Here is a 23,453-nt window from a genome sequence, read left to right as displayed (position 1 = left end):
GCCAGCCAATCACCCGAGGCGCACTGGCTGCCTGACACGGCAGGGGCCGGTGGCCGACGACATCCACCACCAGCCACCGGCCACCGGCCACCAGAAAACACGGGCCACCAGCCGCCCGCCCGCACACCAATTAAGCAACAGGCTCCCTGGCCCAACTATCCGCGCACGGGCGCGGAGCGCACTACGCGCCCAGACGCTGCTTCAGCGCGTCGAACTCGTCCTTGATGCCGGTGGGAAGCTTCTCGCCGACGAAGTCGAACCACTCCTCGATCAGCGGGATCTCGGCCTTCCACTCGTCGACGTCGACGTTGAGAGCCTCGGCGACGTCCTCGACCGTGGTGTCGAGGCCGGAGATGTCCAGAGCGTCGGCGGTCGGGACGACACCGATCGGGGTCTCGACGCCCGCAGCCTTGTGCTCGATACGCTCGACGATCCACTTCAGGACGCGAGAGTTCTCACCGAATCCGGGCCACAGGAAGCGCTTGTCGTCGCCGCGACGGAACCAGTTGACGTAGAAGACCTTGGGCAGCTTGGAGTCGTCGGCGTTCTTGCCGAGGTCGATCCAGTGCTGGAAGTAGTCTCCGACGTTGTAGCCGAGGAACGGCAGCATCGCCATCGGATCGCGGCGAATGGTGCCGACCTTGCCCTCGGCCGCTGCAGTCTGCTCGGAGCCGACCGTCGCACCCATGAACACGCCGTGCTGCCAGTCGCGGGCCTCGGTGACGAGCGGAACCGTCGTCTTACGACGTCCACCGAACAGGATCGCCGAGATCGGCACACCCTTCGGGTCGTCCCATTCGGCAGCCATCGACGGGCACTGCGACATCGGCACGCAGTAGCGCGAGTTCGGGTGTGCCGCAAGCGAATCCGACTCGGGCGTCCACTCGTTGCCCTTCCAGTCGATCAGGTGATCCGGCCGGTTCTCCAAGCCTTCCCACCACACGTCGCCGTCGTCGGTGAGTGCGACGTTCGTGAAGACCGAGTTGCCCTGGTCGATGGTCTTCATCGCGTTGGGGTTCGAGTCCCAGTTGGTTCCCGGTGCCACACCGAAGAATCCGAATTCGGGGTTGACCGCGTAGAGACGGCCGTCCTCACCGAAGCGCATCCAGGCGATGTCGTCGCCGATCGTCTCGGCACGCCAGCCCGGAATGGTCGGCTGGATCATCGCGAGGTTGGTCTTGCCACAGGCCGACGGGAACGCCGCGGCGATGTAGTAGGCCTTGTCCTCGGGGGAGATCAGCTTGAGGATGAGCATGTGCTCGGCGAGCCAGCCCTCGTCGTGCGCCATCGCCGACGCGATGCGCAGCGAGTAGCACTTCTTTCCGAGCAGGGCGTTGCCGCCGTATCCCGAGCCGTAGCTCCAGATCTCGCGATCCTCGGGGAAGTGGGTGATGTACTTGGTGTCGTTGCACGGCCAGGGAACATCCGCTTCGCCCTCGGCGAGCGGGGCACCGAGCGAGTGCAGCGCCTTGACGAAGAACCCGTCGGTGCCGAGCTTGTCCAGCACGGCCGAGCCCATGCGGGTCATGACGCGCATCGAGACGACGACGTACTCCGAGTCGGTGATCTCGACGCCGAGCTTGGGGTCGTCCGCTCCGAGCGGGCCCATGCAGAACGGCACCACGTACATGGTGCGTCCGCGCATGCTGCCGCGGTACAGGTCGGTCATGATGCCGCGCATCTCCGACGGTTCCATCCAGTTGTTGGTGGGACCTGCGTCGATCTCGCGCTGGGAACAGATGTAGGTCCGCGACTCCACGCGGGCCACGTCCGACGGATCGGAGTTGCCGAGGAACGAGTTGGGCTTCTTCTCGTCGTTCAACCGAGTGAAGGTGCCTGCGTCGACCAGCTGGGTGGTGAGGCGCTCCCACTCCTCGTCCGAACCGTCAGCAAAGACCACCCGATCCGGCTCGGTGAGTTCTGCTACCTGCTGAACCCACGCAAGAAGTTCCTTGTGCTGGGTGGGAGGCGCGGCGTCAGTGCCGTTCAAACCGGGAATGGTCGCTGAGGTCATCTAACTCTCCTGGGGTGAGCCGGAATCAGTTCCACTTCGTCCACTGCTGGGCTTGGCAGGGGCGTGAGGCAGACCTGATCTTCCCCTCTCGGTGGGGAACTGCCCGATCGCGCGGTCCGCGTATACAGCATCATACTGGCTACGTCAAACCGACGACACGGGCGCCGGGTGTCCTGGTCTCAGGTTAACGCCGCATGTCGTCATTCCGGAATCAGGGTGTTGTCCGATTGGTCACAGAAACGATTCAGCTAGCGGAAAGTAATAGTTCAGACCCCTCACGCTGCGGAGATTCCATGTCAGGACATTACAAACAACGACTTCTTTTCATTCGAACAATTCCCCGGAATCCGTCCGTTTCCATTGCGAAGTACCGTCAGCTGCGCGAAAAACTTCCCAGGATTCGTAATGGCCGTCACGGGCCACCGCCGAAAACGTATCCATCACAGTGTCCCCATCTCGGTCCGTAGCGACGGTCACGCCGGCCTCGGTGCGCACGACACGTGTCTCCGACATGCCATCGCCGTCGAGATCGAACATCTCGACGCCGAGACCGAACGGGTCGTGATGTTGCGCGTCGACGTCCTGTTCGCTGTCGAAATCGGAACCGAGGAGAAATGCGTCGTCGATATCCATCACCCGGCGCTCCCTTCTGTGTCGTAGGGCCTAGTTGTTAGGACGCACCTCGGAGAGCGCCGGTTCCTGCGCCGCGACGACGAATCTCTCCACGCCCCGATCCAGAGCGGCCAGATCGCGGTCACAAGCCGCCAGCACCGACGCGCGATGATCGGCCGCGGTGCGGAGTTCCGATTCCACGCGGTCGAGCTCGGATTCGGCCGCGAGCGTCGCCGTCCCGATCGAATCGGTCGACGCCGACACGAACGCTTCTTCGACGGCGAGCATGCGAGCCTGTGCCGCCTGTTCCCACGACGACTTGGCCGAGGCAGCAGCGTCCGACGTCCACGTACGCAGATGCGCCCGATCCGCTACCGACGCGCGCGCACGCACCACCCACCAGGCCGAGAACGCGCCGAGAAGAAGTGCCGCTGGGACGACCGCGACCTCGAACGCGGGGAGCATCGACAACGGGGACACCACGATGCGGGCCAGGCCGACGCCCGCGGACGCGCCGACCACCACCATGACTTTGTCCTCGACGGTGCGGCGTCGCCGAGCGGGAGGCTCGATCCTCGCGAGTTGCGTTGCAGTCGAGGGCAATTCGATGTCGATCTCGACGTCGGTAGCAATCGCCTGCACCCGTTCGGTGACCCCACCGTCCACTCGTCGACCGGCTTTCGTCAACTGCTGCGACAGGTCGGCAGGCAGATGTCGCAGTTCCGACCGCGTCGCGGACGCTATCGCCTCGCGGGCCCCCGCGACGAACGTGCGCGATTCCTCGCCGATCTCGTGCGTCACGTCGACACGAAGCATCTGGAGCCTGTTCCGCAGCGTCGTCGTGCGTACCCGCCGTTCCCGGTCTCGTCGCTCGAGCAGATCGGCGCGTTCGGCGCGAAGGCCGACGGTCGCGCCCGTTCCGGTCACCTCACGCGCTCGGTCGACGATCGCGCGCCTGGCTCCGGCGACAGCGGCATGAACGGCGGCGTTGTACTTGCGCTCGCGCAGCATGCCGGGCGGTCGCTGCAGCGCATCGGCCAGAAACGCGCCGAGCGCAGCGATGCCCGACTCCTCGTACAGCGCGTCGCGCGCGGCCGCGTCGGCGACGTGACGTGCGCGGCGGGCGAGGCCGGCCGACGTGGGCCACACCTCGACGTCGACGGCCCGAGGAACGTGCTCGGCGATCGACGACGCCACCGACCGCGTCACCTCGCGCCATTCTCGGTGCGCATCGATTCCGTTGACGACGATGGCGACCGTGGTCGATTCGAGCGCAGGCCGCATCTCGGCGAGCGCTCGACGCCCGATCGGGGAGGACGCGTCGACGGCGAACATCACGACGGCGGCCGAGTCGACGCGGGCGGCGGTCGGCGTAACGCCGAGGTGACGGAGTTCCTCGAGCAGAGTCGTGACGTCGGCATCGTGGATCCCGGTGACGAACAACCCTTCGGGCACAGCCCGGCGCGCGGCCCCGACGGCGTCGAGTCCGTCGGGAAACCATCGTCTGATCACGCCACCCATGTCGCCGGGGACGTCGATCACGATGCATGCACTCTCAGGTAGCCCCGCGAGATCGCGACCGCAGCCCGGCAGAAGTCGGGATTCGACGCCGAACGCGCTCGCCGGTGCCACTCGACCGCCGCTGCCAAGGGCTGACCGAGGTCACGCGCCTCGCCCACCGCACGCAGCGCCGACCGCATGACCGCCAGCACCGCCTCGTCGGTGGCGAGGTATCGCTCGATCTCCTCGCTCACGCGAGGGTGTTCCGCACACAACTCGGTCAGCCGATGCAGTAGCCGGCCTTCCCTGTCGGTACGGATGCCGTCGATACAGCGTCCGACGGCGTCGAGCACCGGCCGGACGCCACTGGCGTCGGCCAGCATGAGTCGCAGGGTGGCGTCGTCGACGGTGGGGTCGTTTCGAAGTATCCCCACGAGCAAGCGCACACCCGCCATTTCCACCTGATCGACCAGTACGCGTCGACGCCGTCCGGTTTCCGCGTCCGGTGCCGCGAGCGCGAAACGATCGGGCGTGAGTACTGCGTCGTCGGGCAACGATGCCGCCGTGCAACGAAGGTCTGCGAACGACGACGGCTCGCCGCGGGACAGGCTGCGCGCCACGGTGGCCATCAACGGCAGCACAGGAACGCCGACGGTGGCCGCCGACCGAGCGACCGTGTCCGACGCGTCGTCCAGCGTGTCGGCCTTGGCGAGCACGGCGACTGCCGTCGCCACCGACGACAGGACCTCGACGTCGGCGGCTTGCGCTCCCCCTGCCAACACGTGCACGACGACGTCGCCGTCGAGGATCGGATCGGGTGAGCGGGGAACGTCGACGGCCGCAGCCTCGGTGATGTCGACGGCGTCGCCGAAGCCCACTGATTCCGAGAGGGCTGCTTCCACGACCGCGCGCACTGTGGACTTTCCGACGCCCACTCGCCCGGACACCTGCACTCGGATGCGCGCGAAGCATCTGTCGAGTGCCAGGTCGATCTCACGCCCGAGATGCGCGTCGCGCACCGACGACTCCGACGCCAGTCGGCGAAGACGCCCTTGATCCACCCCGTTCATCGCGACCCCCCGCTTTTCACGTATCCCCGCCCCGGATTCGCGGGCAATTCTGACATACCGGTCCGACAGATTCGCGAATCCGCGGGCCGCTGGCCTGCGGTGACACCACAAGTCTCAACTACAACTCGAGACCCACCTGTCACACACTCTCTCGATGGGCGACAATGGACGCGTGAACGACGCACGGAGCACCACCCACAGCCCTCGACCAGAGGACGAGCGGCCCACCGACAAGGGCTCTCGGCTCTACCCTCGAGTGACGAGTTTTCGGTCTCGGCGTGGCGCTCTGACCGCTGCCCAGCAGGCCACATGGGACACCCTGTGGCCGAAGATCGGCCGCGATGTCGCCGACGAACACATCGACGTCGACGCATGGTTCGGCAGGTCCGGCCCCGCAATTCTGGAGATCGGATCCGGCACCGGAACCGCGACGACGGCGATGGCCAAGGCCGAGCCGCACGTCAACCTCATGGCCGTCGAGGTCTATCGCCCCGGACTGGCACAGACTCTCCAGCAGATCGAGCGCGACGACATAGAGAACATTCGTCTGCTGCGCGGCGACGCGATGGACGTTCTGGAGAACATGTTGACGTCGGAGTCGTTGACCGGAGTGCGCGTGTTCTTTCCGGACCCCTGGCCGAAGGCGCGTCACCACAAGCGCAGGCTGCTGCAGGGGCCGACGTTCGCGATGATCGCCGACCGTCTGAAGCCCGGGGGCGTTCTTCATGTCGCCACCGATCACGCCGAGTATGCAGAATGGATCGCCGAGGCCGGGAACGCCGAACCGAGGTTGTCCGTTCTCGACTGGGAATCGCCGATGACACACGAGCGTCCGGTCACCAAGTTCGAAGGCAAAGCACAGCTTGTCGGCAGCTCGGTGACCGAGCTCATATGGGGGAAGAGCAGATGATGAACGCCAGCGCAGACGTGTCGGACACCACGCTCGCCCCGATGCCCACGCTCGACACGGGTGATACTCGACACACGAAGCGAGTGCTCCTGGTCTGGGACGCCCCGAATCTCGACATGGGTCTCGGCGCGATTCTCGGCGGACGCCCGACGGCTGCGTACCGGCCGCGGTTCGATGCGCTGGGACGATGGCTTCTGCACCGCACCGCGGAGCTGTCCGCATCGGGCACGTCCACGCTCGAACCCGAGGCGACGGTGTTCACCAACATCGCGCCCGGCAGCGCCGACGTCGTTCGACCCTGGGTCGAGGCCTTGCGTAACGTGGGATTCGCTGTTTTCGCGAAGCCGAAGGTCGACGAGGACAGCGACGTCGACGCCGACATGCTCGACCACATCGCGCTGCGCAGTCGCGACGGTGGACTGGCAGGCGTCATGGTTGCGTCGGCCGACGGTCAAGCGTTTCGTGAACCGTTGGAAGACATTGCCGCGACCGGTGTTCCCGTCCACGTACTGGGATTTCGCGAGCACGCGAGCTGGGCCGTCACCTCGGAGACGCTGGAGTTCCTCGACCTGGAGGACATCCCGGGAGTCTTCCGTGAGCCTCTGCCTCGCGTGAGCCTGGACTCCCTGCCGGACGAGGGCGCATGGTTGCAGCCGTTCCGTCCACTGTCCGCCCTGCTCGTCGGGCGTCAAGGAGTTTCGTAGTGTTCGCCAGATGGGGAGATCTCGTCTACCGCTTGCGGTTCACGGTCATCGGAGTGATGGTCGCCGCCCTTCTGGGCTTCGCCGCGTACGGACTCGACCTGAACGACCATCTGAGCCAGAGCGGCTGGGACGACCCGGGCTCCGAGTCCGTCCAGGCGGCCAAGCTCGCCGACGACACCTTCGGGCGTGACAAACAGGGCGACGTCATCGTTCTGTACACGGCTCCCGAGGGCAAGACGATCGACGACCCGGAGTTCAACACGAAGGTCACCGACAGCCTGAACTCGCTCGTCGCCGACCATCCGGACCAGATCGAGAAGATCAACGGAACGTACTTCAAGGTCGACGGCGTCGTCAGCGTCGCCGCGCTCGCGACCGCGGACAAGACTCACGCCATCGCCAGTATCGCCATGCTCGGCGACAACGACACCGAGCTGACGAACAACTTCCAGGACGTGAAGGACGCCTTCTACATCGACGGGGTCGATGTACAGGTCACCGGCTTGCAGGCCGTCGCAGGCGCACTGCAGTCCACGATGGCGGGTGACATCCACCGCATGGAACTGTTGGCCATCCCGGCCGTCGCCGTCCTGCTGTTCTTCATCTTCGGCGGCGTCGTCGCCGCGGCGCTCCCGCTCATCGTGGGCGGTCTGACCGTCGTCGGCGCCAACGGCATCGTCAAGGTCTTCACCCACTTCACCGACGTCAACAGTTTCGTCGCCCCCGTCGTCTCGCTGGTCGGTCTCGGCCTCGCCATCGACTACGGCCTCTTCATCGTGTCCCGCTTCCGTGAAGAACTCGGCGACGGCTACTCCGTCCAACAGGCCGTTCGACGATCGGTCATGACGGCAGGACGAACCGTCGTCTTCTCGGCGACGATGATCGTCGCCAGCCTCGGTGGACTCCTGCTCTTCCCGCAGGGCTTTCTCAAGTCGGTGGCCTACGGGTCGATCGCAACGGTCGTTCTCGCCGCGTTGACGGCGGTGACGATCCTGCCCGCGATCCTGTCGATCCTCGGCCGACGCGTCGACGCGCTCGGATTCAAGTTCATGCGCAAGACCAAGTCGTCCGAGGAAATCGAGAACGGCATGTGGGGCAAGCTGACCCGCTGGGTCATGCGCAACCCGCTGAAGGTCACCGTTCCGATCGTCCTCGGCCTCGTGCTGCTCACCCTCCCCGTCGGCAACATCAAGTTCGGCGGCATCAACGAGACCTACCTGCCGCCCGACAACGTCACCCGGCAGGCCCAGAACGAGTTCGACGAACTGTTCCCCGGTCAGCGCACCGAGCCCATCAAAGCAGTCATCCAGAACGCTCAGGGCGCCGATCTGGCTGCGATCACCAGGCAGCTCAACGAAGCACCGGGCCTCATCGAGAAGTTCTCCCCGACCGGCGCGAGCAAAGACGGCATCATCGTCTTCAAGGCAGGCCTCGTCGACCGCAACGACTCCACACCCGCGATCGATCACCTGCGCAGCATCGATGTTCCCGACGGCGCCACCGTCCAGATCACCGGAACGCCCGTCATCGAGCAGGACTCGATCACCGCGCTGGTGAACAATCTGCCGTTGATGGCGGTGCTGGTCGTCTTCGTCGTGACGCTGTTGATGTTCCTGACGTTCGGATCGTTGGTGTTGCCCATCAAGGCAGTGCTGATGACGACGCTCGGCCTCGGCGCCACGATGGGCATCCTGACGTGGATATTCATCGACGGCAACGGCGCCAGCTTCATGAACTTCACGCCCGGGCCGATCATGGCTCCCGTCCTCGTGTTGATCATCGCGATCGTGTTCGGTCTGTCGACCGACTACGAGGTGTTCCTGCTCTCCCGCATGGTCGAGGCGCGAGAACGCGGCGCCTCGACGAGCGAGGCCATTCGCGTCGGCACCTCCCACACGGGGCGCATCATCACCGCGGCCGCCCTGATTCTCATCGTCGTGACCGGAGCCTTCGCGTTCTCCGATCTCGTGATGATGAAGTACATCGCTTACGGCATGATCGCCGCGTTGATCATCGACGCGACTCTCATCCGCATGTTCCTCGTGCCGGCGACGATGAAACTGCTCGGCGACGACTGCTGGTGGGCCCCTGCCTGGATGAAGCGCATTCAGCAGAAGCTCGGGCTCGGCGAGACGATCCTCGAGGACGAGATGCTCCCCCAGGACGTTCCGGAACTGTCGCCTGCAGGCGGTCCGATCCGGCCTGCCGCACGCACCGCGCCCCGCGTCAACGAGCCCTTGACCGAGCCGATCCCCGTCGTCGCACCCAGCGGCTCCGGGCCGATCCGTGCGACCCACGCAGCCAAGGAAGAGGAACGCCGATCGGCGACGGGCAGGCCGTCTCAGGCACCCGCCGACGGGTCGACGCCTCCTGCGCGGCCGCGGACCGTCGCCACCCCGAAGGTCTCCGACGAGCCTCGGCCGGTGCGCGCGCCCGATCCGATCAGCAAGCCCGAACCCGTTCGTAGGCCGCAGCCGGCGACGCGCGAGACAGCGCAGCCGGCTCGCTCGAGCGAGCCGACACGGTCGTCGACGCCCGATCCGCGTTCGATCGAGAGCTGGCTCGCGGACCTACGCGCGCCGACCCAGAAACCCAGCACACCCGAGCCGTCGAAGGACCCGCACTCCGACGACGAGCAGTCGACCGCAGGAAGCACCGGAACGCGTAACGGCACCACGCGCAACGGATACGGCCGGACGGGCACGAACGGCTCCTCCCGCGGAACGAACGGCAGCGCCACGAACGGGAGCGCTACCAACGGCAGCGTCGCCAACGTAGCCAACGGCACGGGAAACAACGGCACGGGAAACAACGGTGCCAACGGCACGTACAACGGCGGCCGGACCAACGGTTCCGCGTCGTCACCTCGCACGCCGGCCGAGCCACGGCAGCGCTACGACGTCTCGACGCGTAACGCACCGTCGCGCCGCGCGGAGACACCCGAGCCCGAGCAGCAACGACCGAGCCGGGGAGCGTCCCAGCGACCGACCCAGGGCACGACTACCGGACCAGCACAGCCGCGCCGGAACGAGGAGGCTGCTCCTTCGACGACGCGCGCGAGCCGTAGGGCCGCGGAGAATGCCGATCAGCCCGAGTCCGACGCGGACAGCGGACGCCACCGGGGCGGTCAGCAGGCGCTGAGCGTCAGTGAATTGCTCGCGAGGGAGCGGCGACAGTAGCCGACCAAGACGACCGAACGGCCACTCCGAATCATCGGGGTGGCCGTTCTGTATGCGGATCTTTCTGTACGAGATGTACACGACACCATCGACATGGGGGAGATGAATGTTCGCGACATGGGGGAATCTGGTCTATCGCGCGCGGTTCACGGTCATCGGAGTGATGGTCGCGGGATTGCTCGCGCTGGCCGGGTACGGCATCGGCGTCGAAAACCATCTCAGTCAAAGCGGTTTCGACGATCCCGGTTCCGAAGCCGTCGAGGCGGCTGCACTCGCGGACGACACGTTCGGTCGTGACGCGCAGGGCGACGTCCTCGTCCTGTACACGGCTCCGGACGGCAGAACCGTCGACGATCCTGAATTCTCCGCTGCGGTCGTCGCCAGCCTGACGGCCCTCGGAACCGATCATGCGGACACGATCGACAAGATCAACGGTACGTATTTCCCTGTCCCCGACACGGTCCGCGCCGCAGCGCTGGCCACCGAGGACAAGAAGCACGCGATCGCGAGTATCGCGATCGCCGGGGCCGACGACACCGAGCGCACCGACAACTTCCAGGCCGTGGAGAACGCCTTCTACATCGACGGTGTGGATGTCCAGGTGGCCGGCCTGCAGGCTGTCGCAGGCGCGTTGCAATCGACGATGTCCGAAGACATCCACCGTATGGAAGTGTTGGCCATCCCTGCCGTGGCGGTCTTGCTGTTGATCGTCTTCGGCGGCGTCGTCGCTGCGGCGCTACCACTGATCGTCGGGGGTCTGACCGTCGTCGCCGCCAACGGCGTCGTTCGCGCGTTCACCAACTTCACCGAGGTCAACACGTTCGTGCAGCCGGTCGTGTCGATGGTGGGCCTCGGATTGGCGATCGACTACGGCCTCTTCATCGTCTCCCGCTTCCGCGAGGAACTCGGCGACGGCCGTTCTCCGTCCGACGCGGTCCGCCGCACCGTCATGACAGCGGGCCGGACCGTCGTGTTCTCCGCGACGATGATCGTGGCGTGCCTCGGCGGACTGCTGTTGTTTCCGCACGGATTCCTGAAATCCGTTGCCTACGGCTCGATCACGACCGTTGCGCTGGCAGCCCTGACGGCCGTGACGATCCTCCCGGCACTTCTCGCGATCCTCGGCCGACGCGTGGACGCACTCGGCTTCGCGTTCATGCGCAAGACGAAGTCGTCCGAGGAGATCGAGAACGGCATGTGGGGCAAGCTCACTCGCTGGGTCATGCGCAGGCCGGTCAAGGTCGCCCTCGCGATCGTCCTCGGATTGGTGGTCCTGACACTTCCGGTCGGTCGCATCGAGTTCGGCGGTATCAACGAAACGTATCTGCCGCCCGACAATCCGACGCGCGTCGCGCAGGAGCAATTCGACGAGTTGTTCCCCGGTCAGCGCACCGAGCCTCTGAAACTCGTCATCCAGAATGCGCAGGGCAGCAGCCTCGGCGCGATCACGAAGCAAGCAGGCGAGGCCCCTGGTCTGATCGAGAAGTTCTCGGCGACCGGCGCCAGCAAGGACGGCATCATCGTCTTCAAGGCGGGACTCGTCGATCGCAACGACTCGCAGGCTGCGATCGACTACCTCCGCAGCATGGACGTGCCCGACGGCGCGACCGTCCAAGTCACGGGAACGCCTGCGATCGAGCGTGATTCGATCACCGCGCTCGTCGACCTGCTTCCACTGACGTCCATCCTCGTGGTGTGCATCGTCACCCTGCTGATGTGCCTGACGTTCGGATCTCTGGTGCTGCCGATCAAGGCAGTGTTGATGACGACGCTCGGGCTCGGCGCGACGATGGGCATCCTCACCTGGATTTTCATCGACGGCCACGGCGCGAATGCCATGAACTTCACCCCTGGACCGATCATGGCAATGATTCTGCTTCTGATCGCTGCGATCGTGTTCGGCTTGTCCACCGACTACGAAGTGTTTCTGTTGTCGAGAATGGTCGAGGCACACGAAAAGGGCGCCAGCACAACCGATGCCATTCGCATCGGGACCGCGCACTCGGGTCGAATCATCACTGCCGCGGCATTGATTCTCATCGTCGTCACGGGATCGTTCGCATTCTCGGATCTGGTGATGATGAAGTACATCGCCTACGGCATGATCGCGGCATTGATCATCGACGCGACGGTGATTCGTATGTTCCTGGTGCCATCGGTGATGAAGTTGCTCGGCGACGACTGCTGGTGGGCACCGAGGTGGATGAAACGGATACAGCAGAAACTCGGACTCGGCGAGACGTTCCTGTAGCTCTCTCACACATCGAAGTCGTGCACGCATTCTCTCCGAATACGGTGCACGACTTCGATATTCCGGTCACTTAGTGTGCGGGGTGAGCAGACGTCGGCGGAGCGCTGTCGCGGTTCGCGAACACCTTCGCGTAGCGCGTCCCTGCGAACAGCAGCAGAAGTCCGACGACGATGAACGCGCACACCCGGAACAAGCCGTCGAGCGCGACGAGATCGAACAGGAAGAGCTTCGCCACGGCCGCCGCGGTGAGTGACAGGCCGGCCAACAGCGCTGTGTGCGCGTACTTTTCGCTTCGAAGGCCGATCACGAGCAGAACCATCGCCGTGACCATCCATTCGATCGTCGCCGCACAGTGCCCGGCGACGAATCCCGTGGAGCCGCCCAGCGCTGCGACACCGAGAGCGACGGTGGCCGACGTCATCGCATACAACGACACCAGACCGGCGACGACCCAGCACGCCTCCAGATTCTTGTCCGCGATCGACAACCGACGAGCAACCAGAACCGAACCGATTGCCGTGCCGGTCAACAGAATTCCAGCGATGACGACGCCGATGTTGCCCATGGCGTGGTCCGCGTCCGTCACCCCCTCCGGGGGTGCGACGACCAGGAAGCCGAGCGCTCCCAGCGCCGCGAATCCACTACCGAACCAGAATGCCGTCTTCGACGACATCTGCCATGCCGCGGCGATCAGGCCGGCCGCGACGACGAGGAGAGCCACCGGCCGCAGCTCGGCCGTTGTCGGCACCAAGACCGCCTGCAGGAGGGCGAACGATCCCGCAGCGGCGAGAACGATGCGCGCATGCGTCGGCAACCAGTGTGCGACGGCGATCGTCACGACACACGTCAGCGCCACCATCGCCTCGATCAGAGTGTGCGTCCAGGGCACGAACAACACGCCGACAGCGAGAACCGGCACGGACGCCACGGCCATCATCGCCGACGCCATCACATCGCCACCGTTGCGGCGCAACAACTCTGCGGCGCTACCGATTCCGAACACGAAGACGATGGACGACGCAACCAGCAACTGTAGAGCGTTGTGCCACGGCAGGCTCCACGTCGCTCCCCTGGTGACAGCGACGAGCAGAACCACAACGACCGGAACAGTGCGAACGAGACCCAACAGCGGCCAGTCTCGGCCGAGTTGTGCCGGGAATCCGGCGATGAGAGTCACCGTGAAGAAAGCGATGAGCGGCAGCGTGATTCCGCCGGTGACCACGGGAGCACATGCAGCAACGCCGGCGAGAATCAACGACGCCATCGGCTGCGACCGCCACGACACCGCCAGTGCGACGCCTGCTGCCGCGACCCCGAACGCTGCGACCAATCCGAGAACCGGGTGCAGCCATCCGTAGATCGCCGTCACTGCAACGACATCCAGGAACAAGCCTGCGATACCGGTGGAGGCGACGGCAATTCCGCCGACCCGTCCACCCGGCCTGCCGTACACCCTGGCACCGACGGCAACCAACGCGATCGAGAGCACGGCTCCCGCGCCGACTCGCAACGTCGGCCCGAACCACCCGGCCTGTGCGGCCAGCACCAGAAGCATCACGACGCCGACGAGTGTGACGCCCGCACCTGCAACGGCCAGCAGGCGGCTGATGACGCCGTCACGTTGCCACCACGGCTCCTTCGTGGGAGTGGGAGCGGGGGCAGGTCGCGGCGGGCCTGCTACCGGAGGAGCCATCGGCACCGGACGTGGCGTCCACACCGGCTGCGGCTGCGGCTGCGGCTGCGGACGAGCCTGGGGGACCTGCGAGACCTGGGGCGGCGCGGGCTGCACGGCGAGTTGCGCGTGTAGCGCGTTCAGATCACCGGACACCTGCCGCAGATGTTCGCCCAGCGAGGCGAACTGGCCGGACAACCTGGCCACCAACTGAGGATCGACACGGTTACCACTCGAAAAGGTCATGCCTTTGATCGTCGAAGAATCGCGTCGGCGAAGCCTGAGTAGTGCTACTCGGTTTGTACTAGGGGTTTACGACACCCCGGCCCGTCAACCGCCGAACATCCGACGCAACGACGTGCCCATGGGGTGCTTCGCGGTGATGGAACCGAAGCGGATCTTGCCCCGCACGATGACGTGCAGCCGTCCGATCGGCGGGCCGGTGCGGACTTTGTTGTTCGCACTGCCGCCGATCGTCTCGACCCCGTTGAGGTCGGCCGTTGCTTCGGGTGGAAGTACGAGCGAGATGGTGCCGCAGTAATCGTCGACGGCCACTTCGACGACCTGGGTCGACATCACGGCCTGCGTGAAATCCAGCGTCACCGACGACATCTTGCTCTGGATCGTCAGCTGCGGCGGCACGTGCCACGGCCCCTTGCGCGTGACGGTCGACATCGTGGCCTTGACTACGTTGCTGCTGTCGCCGCCCCACGAGTTCGAGGCCCGCGTCACCTGCGGCGATGACTGAGGAGCTTGGACCGGCCGATGGTCGTCGGCGATCTGCATGCCCGGCAGATCAGCAAGGACGGAGTTGAGTTCACCGCGGGTCTTCGCGGCGAGGGCGGTGTCCATCCGTTCGGTGAACTCCCCGAGCGACAGCATCCCGAGCCCGACGGCCTTCTGCAGCAGGTGCCCTACGTGTTCCTTCTCCGCATCGGACACCCGAAGATTTCTCGCCTCCATGGCCACCAGGATAGGGGTCATACGGCCGTGGAGCCACGACCGAGAACGGCCAGCATGCCCTCGATCGAGGCGGGCCAACCGAATTGCTCTGCGCGCGAGCGTGCTGCGGTCCGTCGCGCGAGGGACGGCAGGTCCAGTACGCGACCGAGTTCGGATGCGAAACCGTCGGCCGTGTCGTCGAATCGCCCGCCGCACGCCGGGGTGACGATGTCTGCCAGAGCCGACGACCGTGACACGACGACGGGTGTTCCTGCTGCGAGCGATTCGAGCGCGGCGAGACCGAATGTCTCGTGCGGGCCCGGCGCCAGGGCCACATCGGCCGATGCAAGCAACGATGCAAGTTCGACGCGTGAGTCGACGAATCCGAGGAAGTCGACGGGAAGACCTTTCGCGCGACGCTCCAGCCCTGCCCGACGCGGCCCGTCGCCTGCTATCACGAGCCGGACATTCGATCCCGAATGACGCAGTGCCGCAATGGAGTCGATGCTCCGTTCCACCTTCTTCTCGACGGACAAGCGACCACAGTGGACGAGCAGGGCGTCGGCGTCGCCGTGCCACCGCGATCGGTCGCCGCCGCGCCGAGTGGGGTGGAAGAGATCGAGATCGACTCCGAGGGGGACCTCGGCGATGTTGGGGGCACCGATACGTTCGAACTCGCGACGCGCGAAACCCGTTGTGCAGACGACGGCGTCGTACGATTCGGCGGTGCGACGGTTCGCCACGTCGGCCAGCGCACGCGCAGCGGCCCGCGGCATGATCTGCGCGAGAAGCCGATCGAGACGTTCGTGCGAGATCATGACGCTGCCGACGCCGCGTCGTGACGCCCACGCTCCCATCCCGCGGAGCGTCAACCGGTCCGAGACCTCGATGACGTCGGGCCGTAGTCCGGCCAGGATGTCGGCGATCGCACCGGGATGGACGGCTCGGTAGCCGCCGGTGAGGGGAAGGCGAACCGCAGGCACGGTGACCCGAAGAACTCCCGTTGGGAGAATCTCCTCGGCTCGCTCGGCACCTGGCACGACCAGCACGGCTTCGTGTCCCCGCGCGGCGTACCCTGCCCCCAGCTGATCGACCGCGGTACGGAGGCCGCCGGAACGGGGTCCGTAGAAGTTCGCGAGTTGCACGATGCGCACCGGACCGAGTGTCCCGTCCGTCGCCGTCGGGAACATGACGACCACCCGAATCCTGGGCGAACTCGTCCTGGAGTTTTCGACTCGGACCTGCCGGGTAGCCCGTCGCGCATGGAGACGACGATCGACGCGACGGGCGAAGCACCTGCAGAGACGGCCTGGGAGCGGTACATGAAACCCGAGATGTGGTCGTCGTGGGCGCCGCAGATCATGGGCGTCGACTACGCCGAATCTCGTTTGCGCCCAGAAACATTCGGGAAGGTTCGAGGACCACTCGGATTTCCCGTGGATTTCGAGATCCTGGACGTGGACGAACCGGGTCGGACGTGGACGTGGAAGGCGTGGTTCGTCCACCGCAGCCTCGGCCTGACGCTCACCCACGGGGTGGCGTCGACGACGAACGGCACACGGACGTGGCTCACCGTGCGAGGCCCGTCCGCGTTCGTCCTTCCCTACGTACCGATTGCGAAGTTCGCGTTGATGCAGCTCGTCCGCAAGTGACTACTCGGACCGCGTCGTCGTCTTCGGATCCGTCGGGTGGTCGGTGACGTCCTCGGGATCGGGCGTCGGAAATGACGGCTCGTCCCCCGCCCCGTCCAGGTGGTCGTCGAACTCGCGGATCGCTTCGCCGCGTTCGCCGACGTCCTGACCGGTGTCCGCGTCGGTGCCGCGCGACTTCTCGGCCGGATCGACGGTGGTATCCACGGGCTTGTCTGTGTCGGTCATACCGCCCAGGGTGCCCACGCCGCGCGCGTCACAAACACGCCGTCACAGACCCTTCTCGATCGCGTAGCGCGTCAACTCGACGCGGTTGGCCAGGTGTAGTTTGCGCAGCGTCGCCTGCACGTGATTCTCGACGGTTCGATGACTCAGGGTCAGCTTGGACGCAATCTGTTTGGCGCTCAACCCTTTCGCGACGAGTCGGAGCACCTCGGTCTCGCGATCGGTGAGCGTCGGACTCGGCTTCTCCTGCGACGCGGGCGCAGTGGACATGCGCCGATACTCACCGAGCACCAGCCCGGCCAGACCCGGGGTGAACACGGCCTGACCTGCGGCGGTCGCGCGCACCGCATCGAACAGCTCGTCGGCCGACGCGCTCTTGACGAGGTAGCCGGTGGCACCTGCCTTGATCGCATCGAGCACGTCGTCGCGCTCGGCCGACGCCGACAGCACCAGAATGCTGCTGCCTGGCGATCCGGCCAGCACCTGCCTCGTCGCGTCGGCGCCGTTGCCGTCGGGCAGATGCATGTCCATCAGCACGACGTCCGGTTGCGTCGCGGTGGCCCGTCGCCCTGCTGCACCGACGCCGTCCGCCGTGGCTACGACGTCGAATCCCGCAGCCTCGAGGTCGCGCGCGACCCCGTCACGCCACATGGGATGGTCGTCGACGACCATGATCGTGATCTGTTCACCGGTCATCTCGTCCCCTTCGGTACACGTATTTCCCATTCGGTTCCCGACTCGTCGGTGTCCAGTTCCGCTGTGCCACCCAGGGTTCGGATGCGTCCGACAATGGACTTCGACACCCCCATGCGCCCTTCTGCTTCCGCTTCGGCGAGTCGGCCGGCCGGGATTCCGCGTCCGTCGTCGCGAATGCTGACGACGACCGTGTCACCCAGATCCTCGACCAGCACGAAGGCTCGGGCACCCTCCCCCGCGTGAAGAGCGACGTTGGACAGCGCCGTCGCGACAGCGCTGGAAAGCTCCTCGGCAACATGCCGATTCAGCACAACGGGATCGGCAGGGGCGGACAAGGAGACCGTGGTACCCGCCTGTTTCCGCAGCAGAGCGCCCAGATCGACGTCGACGCCTGCCTGGCTCGGCACCGCCTGCTCGGAGATCAGCATCCGCAGCGCGACCTCCTGCTCACCCGCGAGTTCGGCGAGTTCGCCTGCATCGCCGCCTATCTCACGACCTCGCCGTCGCACGAGCGCCAGCACCTGCAGCACACCGTCGTGCACCTGGCGTGCGAGACGTTCCCGCTCCTCGGTGATCGCGGCGAGTCGCGCCGCACGCTCGAGCTCCGCGTGCGCCCTCGTCGCGGTATTGCTCGCCAATCCGAGCGCCAGTCCCACCGACACCAGTACCGGCGCCGTCGCGTCGGTCCACAGGTCCAGATTCACTTGATCCCGTACCACCGCACTGACCGCGGCCAGCAGAACACCGGATGCGATGCCTCCTCTGGGCCCGAAGAGAATCGCCGCCGAGATCACCGCGTTGGTGGCCCACAGCGTCGTCGGAAGCGTTTGGTGCGTGCTGTACCAATCATGTGGCGCGACAAGCCGAGTCGACGCCATCAGGCCGATGACGATGAACTGGTCCGCCAGCACGACCCTCCACCGCGCCACCGTCGATCGGGTCGTTCCTGCAGGCTCCACTCCCGCCGCACGGGACAGAAGCATCGCCGACACACCTGTCCACACGGCCATCGTGGCCACGAAGAACCAGCTCAACCGTTGGTTCGAGTAATAGGGCGCCGACGCGAACTGATAACTGACGGCGTACACGAGCGTGATCAGGCGGAACGCTTGCGACGCCCGCCAGAGAGGCCCGAGGGCGTCAGTCATCGTCGGGCTTGTTCAGGGACCCGCGATCGAGCGTGTCGTTGCCCGGATGCGGCGAATCCGGCGCTGCAGGAAACCTCGTCGTCGACGACGGGTCGTTCTCCTCGAGTTCCTCGAACACCTCGTCGGGGTCGTCGGCGAGCAGCGACCTGATCGCGGTGTTCAGGACGGCGACCACCGGGACCGCCAGGAGACCACCGACGATGCCCGCCAACAGAATTCCGACGGTGATGGCGAGCACCACGGCGAGCGGGTGGATCCGAACGGCGCGCCCGAGTAGAAGTGGTTGCAGCACATGCCCTTCCAACTGCATGACCGCCACGACGATGCCGAGTGTGATGAGAGCGGTGAGAAAGCCCTTCGTCACGAGCGCGATGAACACTGCGACGAATCCGGTCAAGAACGCACCGACGATCGGGACGAACGCACCGATGAACACGAGCGACGCCAACGGAAGCGCCAACGGCACACCGAGAACCGCGAGCCCTGCGCCGATACCAATGGCGTCGGCAGCCGCGACGGCCACCGTCGCGCGGACGTAACCGACGAGCGATCCGAACCCCTGGCTACCTGCCAACCGAATACGACGACGCGACGACGTCGGTGCCAGCCGCGTCACGAATTCCCAGATCTGATCGCCGCCGTACAGGAAGAAGATGAGCGTGAACAGCGTCAGCAACGCGCCGGTGAGGATCTCTCCGATCACCGTCGCCGTCGTCAGCGCTCCGCTGGTGACAGCAGCCTGATTGTCCTGGATGACCTTGACGACGCTGTCGCTCGCTTGCCGGATCTGATCCTGGCTGATGTGGAGCGGGCCGTCGGCCAGCCACTTCTGGATGTCGTTGATGGACGTCGTGAACTGATCGCCCAGCGCGGGCAGGCCCTCGACGAACTGCTCGACGACGAACGTCATGATGCCGGCGACGACGCCGATGCTCGCGATGATGACGATGACGACGGCAGCCGCTCGCGGAACTCCGCGGCGCTGCATCCAGTCGACGATCGGCAACAACATGGCCGACGCGAGCAGCGCCAGGGCGACCGGAATGATCACCGTGTCCAGGCGTCCGACCACGTAGCAGAACGTGATGAACCCAGCGAACAGGACGAGCAGCCGCCAGGTCCATGCGGCGCCGACGCGAACGAGCGGGTGGACAGCGTCGGCTGGATCGAAACGCTCCACAGTGGCAGGAGTCGAGCCTGCGGAACGACCAGATGTGTCAGGAGTGGAGCCTGCGGAACGACCGAGTGTGTCCGAAAACACCTTGGATGCTTCTGCCCGCGGCTCGTCTTGGGTCACCCGGTAAATTTAACCCGTGCTGGCATCTTTCCGAGCGGTCTCGCTCACGCTGAAGAGTCGCTGGCCGCTGTACATGTTGTCGATGCTGTTGGCGAACTTGTTCGGCGCAGTGTTGGTGTTCGCGTTCGTTCGATACGGGTTGCCGATCACGGAGTCCCAGTCGATCGTCGCGGACCGGGTTCGCAACGTCTACGTGTTCGGCGCGTACCTTGCTTTCGCCGGCACGATCAGTCTGTATTACGCCGCGCGGATGCTGCGCACGGTCGTCCGCTGGCAGCTACGGGGTGGGCCGCCGACACGTGCCGAACAGATGACGACTCTGCACGCTCCCCTGCGTCAGGCCATCGTGCACCTGATTCTGTGGGTCATCGGCGGCATCCTGTTCGTGCTGTTGACGGTGTCGGAGATGCCGTCGCTGTCGGTCGCGGTGATCGTCACCGTCGCGCTGGCTGCCACGGTGACGTTCGGTTTCACGTACATGCTCGGTGAGCGCATCCTGCGGCCGGTCGCGGCGATGGCACTCAGCGAGGGCCGTTTCGACCGGACCATGGCTCCCGGCGTCGGCACCCGCATGGCGATGACGTGGGGTCTGGGCACGTTGATGCCCGTCATCGGCATCATCCTGCTGTGCGCCACACAGCTGACGACGGATCTCGTGTTCTCCACCGACGCCCTCGCCATCGCGATCATCCTGCTCAGCGTCCTCGCGATCGGACAGGCGTTCATTCTGTCGATGCTGACGGCCAGCCAGATCTCCGATCCGATCCGGCAGCTGCGTCGAGCGATCGAGCGCGTCCAACGCGGTGACAACGACGTCGAGGTCGACGTGTTCGACGGCAGCGAGATCGGCCGGCTGCAGGTCGGCTTCAACCGAATGATGGAGGAAGCCGCGGAACGACGCGTCCTCCGCGAACTGTTCGGCCAGCACGTCGGCGAGGACGTGGCCCGACGCGCGTTGCAATTCGGTACCGAATTGGGCGGCGAGACGCGCTTCGTCGCGGTGCTGTTCGTCGACATGGTCGGGTCCACCGCGACCGCGTCGGAACGACCGCCGGGCGAGGTCGTCGTACTTCTCAACGAGTTCTTCCGTGTCGTCGTCGACGTGATCGACAAGCATCACGGCTTCGTCAACAAATTCATGGGCGACGCCGCACTCGCCATCTTCGGTGCGCCACTCGACCGTCCCGACGCGCCGACCGCCGCTCTCGCCGCAGCCCGTGACCTGCGGTTCGCGCTCAACGACATCGTCGGACTCGACATCGGCATCGGCGTCTCGGCCGGTCTCGCGGTCGCCGGCAACATCGGCGCCAAGGAGCGGTTCGAGTACACGGTCATCGGCGATCCGGTCAACGAAGCGTCCCGTCTGACCGAACTGTCCAAGCTGCGTCCGGGTCGCGTGCTGGCGTCGACGTCGGCGCTGTACTTCGCCAGCGACGAGGAACAAGAACACTGGGAGCTCGGAGATCAAGTTCAACTACGTGGCCGAGGCCGTCCCACTCACCTCGCGTGGCCAGTCGAGCATCCCTGATGACGTCGACCTAGTGGTTACGCTGTGAGGGTGCTCGAACCGACACCAGAGCCCGCGGCGGTGGGTCCGCGACGCCGGAACCGGTTTCGCGTGCTCAAGTGGGTGGCAGCGGTTGCCCTCGTCGGATTGCTGATCGGCGAGGGCATCTATCTCTGGCCACGTCTGCACGAATCGTGGAAGGCACTCACCGAAATACATTGGGGGTGGCTGGCGGCGTGCATCTTCATGCAGGCACTGTCGCTGAGCGCGTTCGGCCGGGTGCAGAAGCAGTTGCTGCAGGCCGGGGGTGTGCGCGTTCGGCAGGCCAAGTCGCTGTCCGTCATCTACGGCAGCACCGCGATGGCGTTAACGCTTCCCGCCGGCCAGGTCTTCTCGACGGCGTTCACCTATCGCGAGACCCGACGCTGGGGCGCGAGTCCGGTCGTGGCGTCGTGGCAGCTGGCGATCTCCGGCGTGATCGCGGCGGCAGGTCTGGCCGTACTCGGTGTCGGTGGCGCGTTGCTCGTCGGCGGTTCGGTCAACACGTTCACGCTCGTGCTGCCGATTGCGGGCGTCGTCGCGATCGTCGTCGGCGTTCGGTACGTCTCGGCGCATCCACAGTCGATCCGAAGTGCTGCGGGCTGGGTTCTCCACAAGGTCAACGACTTTCGCAACCAGCCGCGCGACGCGGGCCAGGAGCGCATCGACGAGATCATCGAGCAGGTCAAGTCGGTCCAGCTCGGCAAACGTGACGGCGCCCTGTCACTGACGTGGTCCGCGGTCCACCGCATCGCCGACGTCGCCTGCCTCGGTTTCGCGTGCTATGCCGTCGGCGCCGATCCTCGTCTGTCCGGCCTGCTGATCGCGTTCGCGGCGGGTAAAGCCGTCGGTTCGGTTCCGCTGGCTCCCGGCGGACTCGTCGTCGTCGACGCCACCCTCATCGCGTTCCTCACCAGCGCCGCCAGCATCAGCGCGTCGCAGTCCGTTGCGGCTGCCTTCGTCTACCGCGGTGTCAGCTTCATCCTCGTCGCCCTCGTCGGCTGGGTCGTGTTCCTCGTGTTGTTCCGCAAACACCAGCACGAAGACCTGCACTACGACCTCGAGATGGAACAGCGCGAGACCAAGCAGCTGCAGAAAGACGCCCGCACCGCCCGCGAGGCGCAGCCCGAACGCCGCGGGCCCGATCCCGAGCCGGCCTGAGCTGCGTCTCTGCCCCCGCCCGTGGACCGAATGTCACCTTCGGTCACTCGGCGCGCAGCGAGGGCGTCCTTCGCTCACCTTGCGCGCAGCGAGGGCGTCCTTCGGTCACTCTGAGTGACCCGATAGCCACATTCGGTCCGCCCGCGCATTCGCCCGCCCGGAGCGAGGGCGCCCCTTGCTCACTCTGAGTGACCCGATAGCCACATTCGGTCGAACCAGGGGCGCCCCCGACCGGCCACGAAAAATTTCCCCCGGAATAGATGCGGACCCCGGTCCGTTTGTGTACTATACAAACTTGAAACTTCAACCTTGAGGAGCTAGTCATGACCGCATCCATCGCACTGCCCGAGTTGGCCCCCGGCACCTGGACCATCGATCCCGCACACTCGACCATCGGCTTCACCGTTCGCCACCTGATGGTCAGCAAGGTTCGCGGCCGTTTCCAGAACTTCAGCGGCGCCGTCACGGTCGCGGAGGACGGCACCCCGTCCGTCAACGCGGAGATCGACGTCGCGTCCATCACCACCGACAACGAGCAGCGTGACGGCCACCTCAAGACCGCCGACTTCTTCGAGGTGGAGAAGTTCCCGACCGCCACGTTCACCTCCACGTCCGTCAAGGCCGACGGAGGCGACTTCGTCGTGACCGGTGACTTCACGCTGCACGGCGTCACCAAGTCCGTCGATCTGAAGCTCGAGTTCAACGGCGTCAACCCGGGCATGGGCGCAGGACCGGTCGCAGGCTTCGAGGCCACCACCATCCTCAACCGCAAGGACTTCGGCATCAGCATCGACATGCCGCTCGAGGGTGGCGGCGCTGTCGTCGGCGACAAGATCACGCTGAACCTCGACATCGAAGCTGGTCTGGCTTCCTGATT

19 protein-coding genes are annotated in these 23,453 nt (G+C 65.7%); 8 read left to right on the top strand and 11 right to left on the bottom strand.

Annotation, left to right across the window (positions count from 1 at the left end):
- Nucleotides 1-181 precede the first annotated feature (181 nt).
- The 4 genes from A3K89_RS15635 to A3K89_RS15620 all read right to left on the bottom strand — a co-directional run bounded on the left by A3K89_RS15635 (nucleotide 182) and on the right by A3K89_RS15620 (nucleotide 5,196).
- Nucleotides 182-2,014: a phosphoenolpyruvate carboxykinase (GTP) gene (locus A3K89_RS15635; RefSeq protein WP_068427603.1), complete on the bottom strand. Its 1,833-nt coding sequence runs from the start codon at nucleotides 2,012-2,014 to the stop codon at nucleotides 182-184.
- Between the two features lie 324 nt (nucleotides 2,015-2,338).
- A complete protein-coding gene (locus A3K89_RS26725) occupies nucleotides 2,339-2,647 on the bottom strand; it encodes a DUF6802 family protein (RefSeq protein ID WP_068427602.1) in 309 nt (102 codons plus the stop codon).
- A gap of 30 nt (nucleotides 2,648-2,677) precedes the next feature.
- On the bottom strand, nucleotides 2,678-4,168 hold the full coding sequence (locus A3K89_RS15625; protein WP_068427598.1) for a hypothetical protein: 1,491 nt from the start codon (nucleotides 4,166-4,168) through the stop codon (nucleotides 2,678-2,680).
- The gene (locus A3K89_RS15620; RefSeq protein WP_068427595.1) at nucleotides 4,165-5,196 is read right to left on the bottom strand and encodes a hypothetical protein; all 1,032 of its coding nucleotides are present in this window, start codon (nucleotides 5,194-5,196) and stop codon (nucleotides 4,165-4,167) included. Before A3K89_RS15620 ends, A3K89_RS15625 begins: the two co-directional genes overlap by 4 nt.
- Nucleotides 5,197-5,350: 154 nt before the next feature.
- Between A3K89_RS15620 and trmB the strand changes: the two genes are divergently transcribed.
- From trmB to A3K89_RS15600, 4 genes are all read left to right on the top strand, one after another.
- Nucleotides 5,351-6,106: a tRNA (guanosine(46)-N7)-methyltransferase TrmB gene (trmB, locus tag A3K89_RS15615; RefSeq protein WP_068427593.1), complete on the top strand. Its 756-nt coding sequence runs from the start codon at nucleotides 5,351-5,353 to the stop codon at nucleotides 6,104-6,106.
- Nucleotides 6,107-6,147: 41 nt separating this feature from the next.
- Nucleotides 6,148-6,810 carry an NYN domain-containing protein gene (locus A3K89_RS15610; protein WP_240931428.1) on the top strand — a complete coding sequence of 221 codons (663 nt, stop codon included), beginning with the start codon at nucleotides 6,148-6,150 and terminating at the stop codon, nucleotides 6,808-6,810.
- Nucleotides 6,810-9,989 (top strand): MMPL family transporter, encoded by a 3,180-nt coding sequence (locus A3K89_RS15605; RefSeq protein ID WP_068427591.1) that lies wholly within the window; start codon nucleotides 6,810-6,812, stop codon nucleotides 9,987-9,989. The genes A3K89_RS15610 and A3K89_RS15605 overlap by 1 nt, the downstream gene beginning before the upstream one ends.
- A 106-nt stretch (nucleotides 9,990-10,095) precedes the next feature.
- Nucleotides 10,096-12,240: an MMPL family transporter gene (locus A3K89_RS15600; protein ID WP_068427590.1), complete on the top strand. Its 2,145-nt coding sequence runs from the start codon at nucleotides 10,096-10,098 to the stop codon at nucleotides 12,238-12,240.
- A gap of 70 nt (nucleotides 12,241-12,310) precedes the next feature.
- On the opposite strand, the gene A3K89_RS15595 is transcribed toward A3K89_RS15600, so the two are convergent.
- The 3 genes from A3K89_RS15595 to A3K89_RS15585 all read right to left on the bottom strand — a co-directional run bounded on the left by A3K89_RS15595 (nucleotide 12,311) and on the right by A3K89_RS15585 (nucleotide 16,008).
- On the bottom strand, nucleotides 12,311-14,158 hold the full coding sequence (locus tag A3K89_RS15595) for a DUF2339 domain-containing protein (RefSeq protein ID WP_084423829.1): 1,848 nt from the start codon (nucleotides 14,156-14,158) through the stop codon (nucleotides 12,311-12,313).
- A gap of 84 nt (nucleotides 14,159-14,242) precedes the next feature.
- Complete coding sequence (locus tag A3K89_RS15590) at nucleotides 14,243-14,875, bottom strand: DUF1707 SHOCT-like domain-containing protein (RefSeq protein WP_068427589.1); 633 nt, start codon at nucleotides 14,873-14,875, stop codon at nucleotides 14,243-14,245.
- A 17-nt stretch (nucleotides 14,876-14,892) separates the two neighbouring features.
- Entirely contained in the window at nucleotides 14,893-16,008 is a 1,116-nt protein-coding gene (locus A3K89_RS15585) for a glycosyltransferase (RefSeq protein ID WP_217266264.1), read from the bottom strand.
- A 108-nt stretch (nucleotides 16,009-16,116) separates the two neighbouring features.
- Between A3K89_RS15585 and A3K89_RS15580 the strand changes: the two genes are divergently transcribed.
- Nucleotides 16,117-16,506, top strand: a complete 390-nt coding sequence (locus A3K89_RS15580) for an SRPBCC family protein (RefSeq protein ID WP_068427632.1) — start codon at nucleotides 16,117-16,119, stop codon at nucleotides 16,504-16,506.
- Here the strand turns inward: A3K89_RS15580 and A3K89_RS15575 are convergent, their stop codons facing one another.
- From A3K89_RS15575 to A3K89_RS15560, 4 genes are read right to left on the bottom strand one after another with little or no spacing between them, the layout of a single operon-like run.
- Nucleotides 16,507-16,731, bottom strand: a complete 225-nt coding sequence (locus tag A3K89_RS15575) for an autophagy-related protein 2 (RefSeq protein WP_068427630.1) — start codon at nucleotides 16,729-16,731, stop codon at nucleotides 16,507-16,509.
- A gap of 42 nt (nucleotides 16,732-16,773) precedes the next feature.
- Entirely contained in the window at nucleotides 16,774-17,424 is a 651-nt protein-coding gene (locus A3K89_RS15570; RefSeq protein WP_068427587.1) for a response regulator, read from the bottom strand.
- Nucleotides 17,421-18,572, bottom strand: coding sequence for a MacS family sensor histidine kinase (gene macS / locus A3K89_RS15565; protein WP_068427585.1), 1,152 nt, complete (start codon nucleotides 18,570-18,572; stop codon nucleotides 17,421-17,423). Before macS ends, A3K89_RS15570 begins: the two co-directional genes overlap by 4 nt.
- Nucleotides 18,565-19,752, bottom strand: coding sequence for an AI-2E family transporter (locus A3K89_RS15560; protein WP_068427584.1), 1,188 nt, complete (start codon nucleotides 19,750-19,752; stop codon nucleotides 18,565-18,567). Before A3K89_RS15560 ends, macS begins: the two co-directional genes overlap by 8 nt.
- Before the next feature lie 190 nt (nucleotides 19,753-19,942).
- Here A3K89_RS15560 and A3K89_RS15555 point away from each other — a divergent pair, with 190 nt between their 5' ends.
- The 3 genes from A3K89_RS15555 (at nucleotide 19,943) to A3K89_RS15545 (ending at nucleotide 23,451) form a co-directional block, all read left to right on the top strand.
- Nucleotides 19,943-21,397 (top strand): adenylate/guanylate cyclase domain-containing protein, encoded by a 1,455-nt coding sequence (locus A3K89_RS15555; RefSeq protein ID WP_068427628.1) that lies wholly within the window; start codon nucleotides 19,943-19,945, stop codon nucleotides 21,395-21,397.
- A gap of 24 nt (nucleotides 21,398-21,421) precedes the next feature.
- On the top strand, nucleotides 21,422-22,576 hold the full coding sequence (locus A3K89_RS15550) for a TIGR00374 family protein (RefSeq protein WP_068427582.1): 1,155 nt from the start codon (nucleotides 21,422-21,424) through the stop codon (nucleotides 22,574-22,576).
- 323 nt (nucleotides 22,577-22,899) lie between these two features.
- Nucleotides 22,900-23,451, top strand: coding sequence for a YceI family protein (locus A3K89_RS15545; RefSeq protein ID WP_068427580.1), 552 nt, complete (start codon nucleotides 22,900-22,902; stop codon nucleotides 23,449-23,451).
- Nucleotides 23,452-23,453: the final 2 nt, after the last annotated feature.

This window comes from Rhodococcoides kyotonense (assembly GCF_001645385.1).
In the GTDB taxonomy this organism is placed as follows: domain Bacteria; phylum Actinomycetota; class Actinomycetes; order Mycobacteriales; family Mycobacteriaceae; genus Rhodococcoides; species Rhodococcoides kyotonensis_B.
This window is presented reverse-complemented; position numbering and strand designations above follow the sequence as displayed.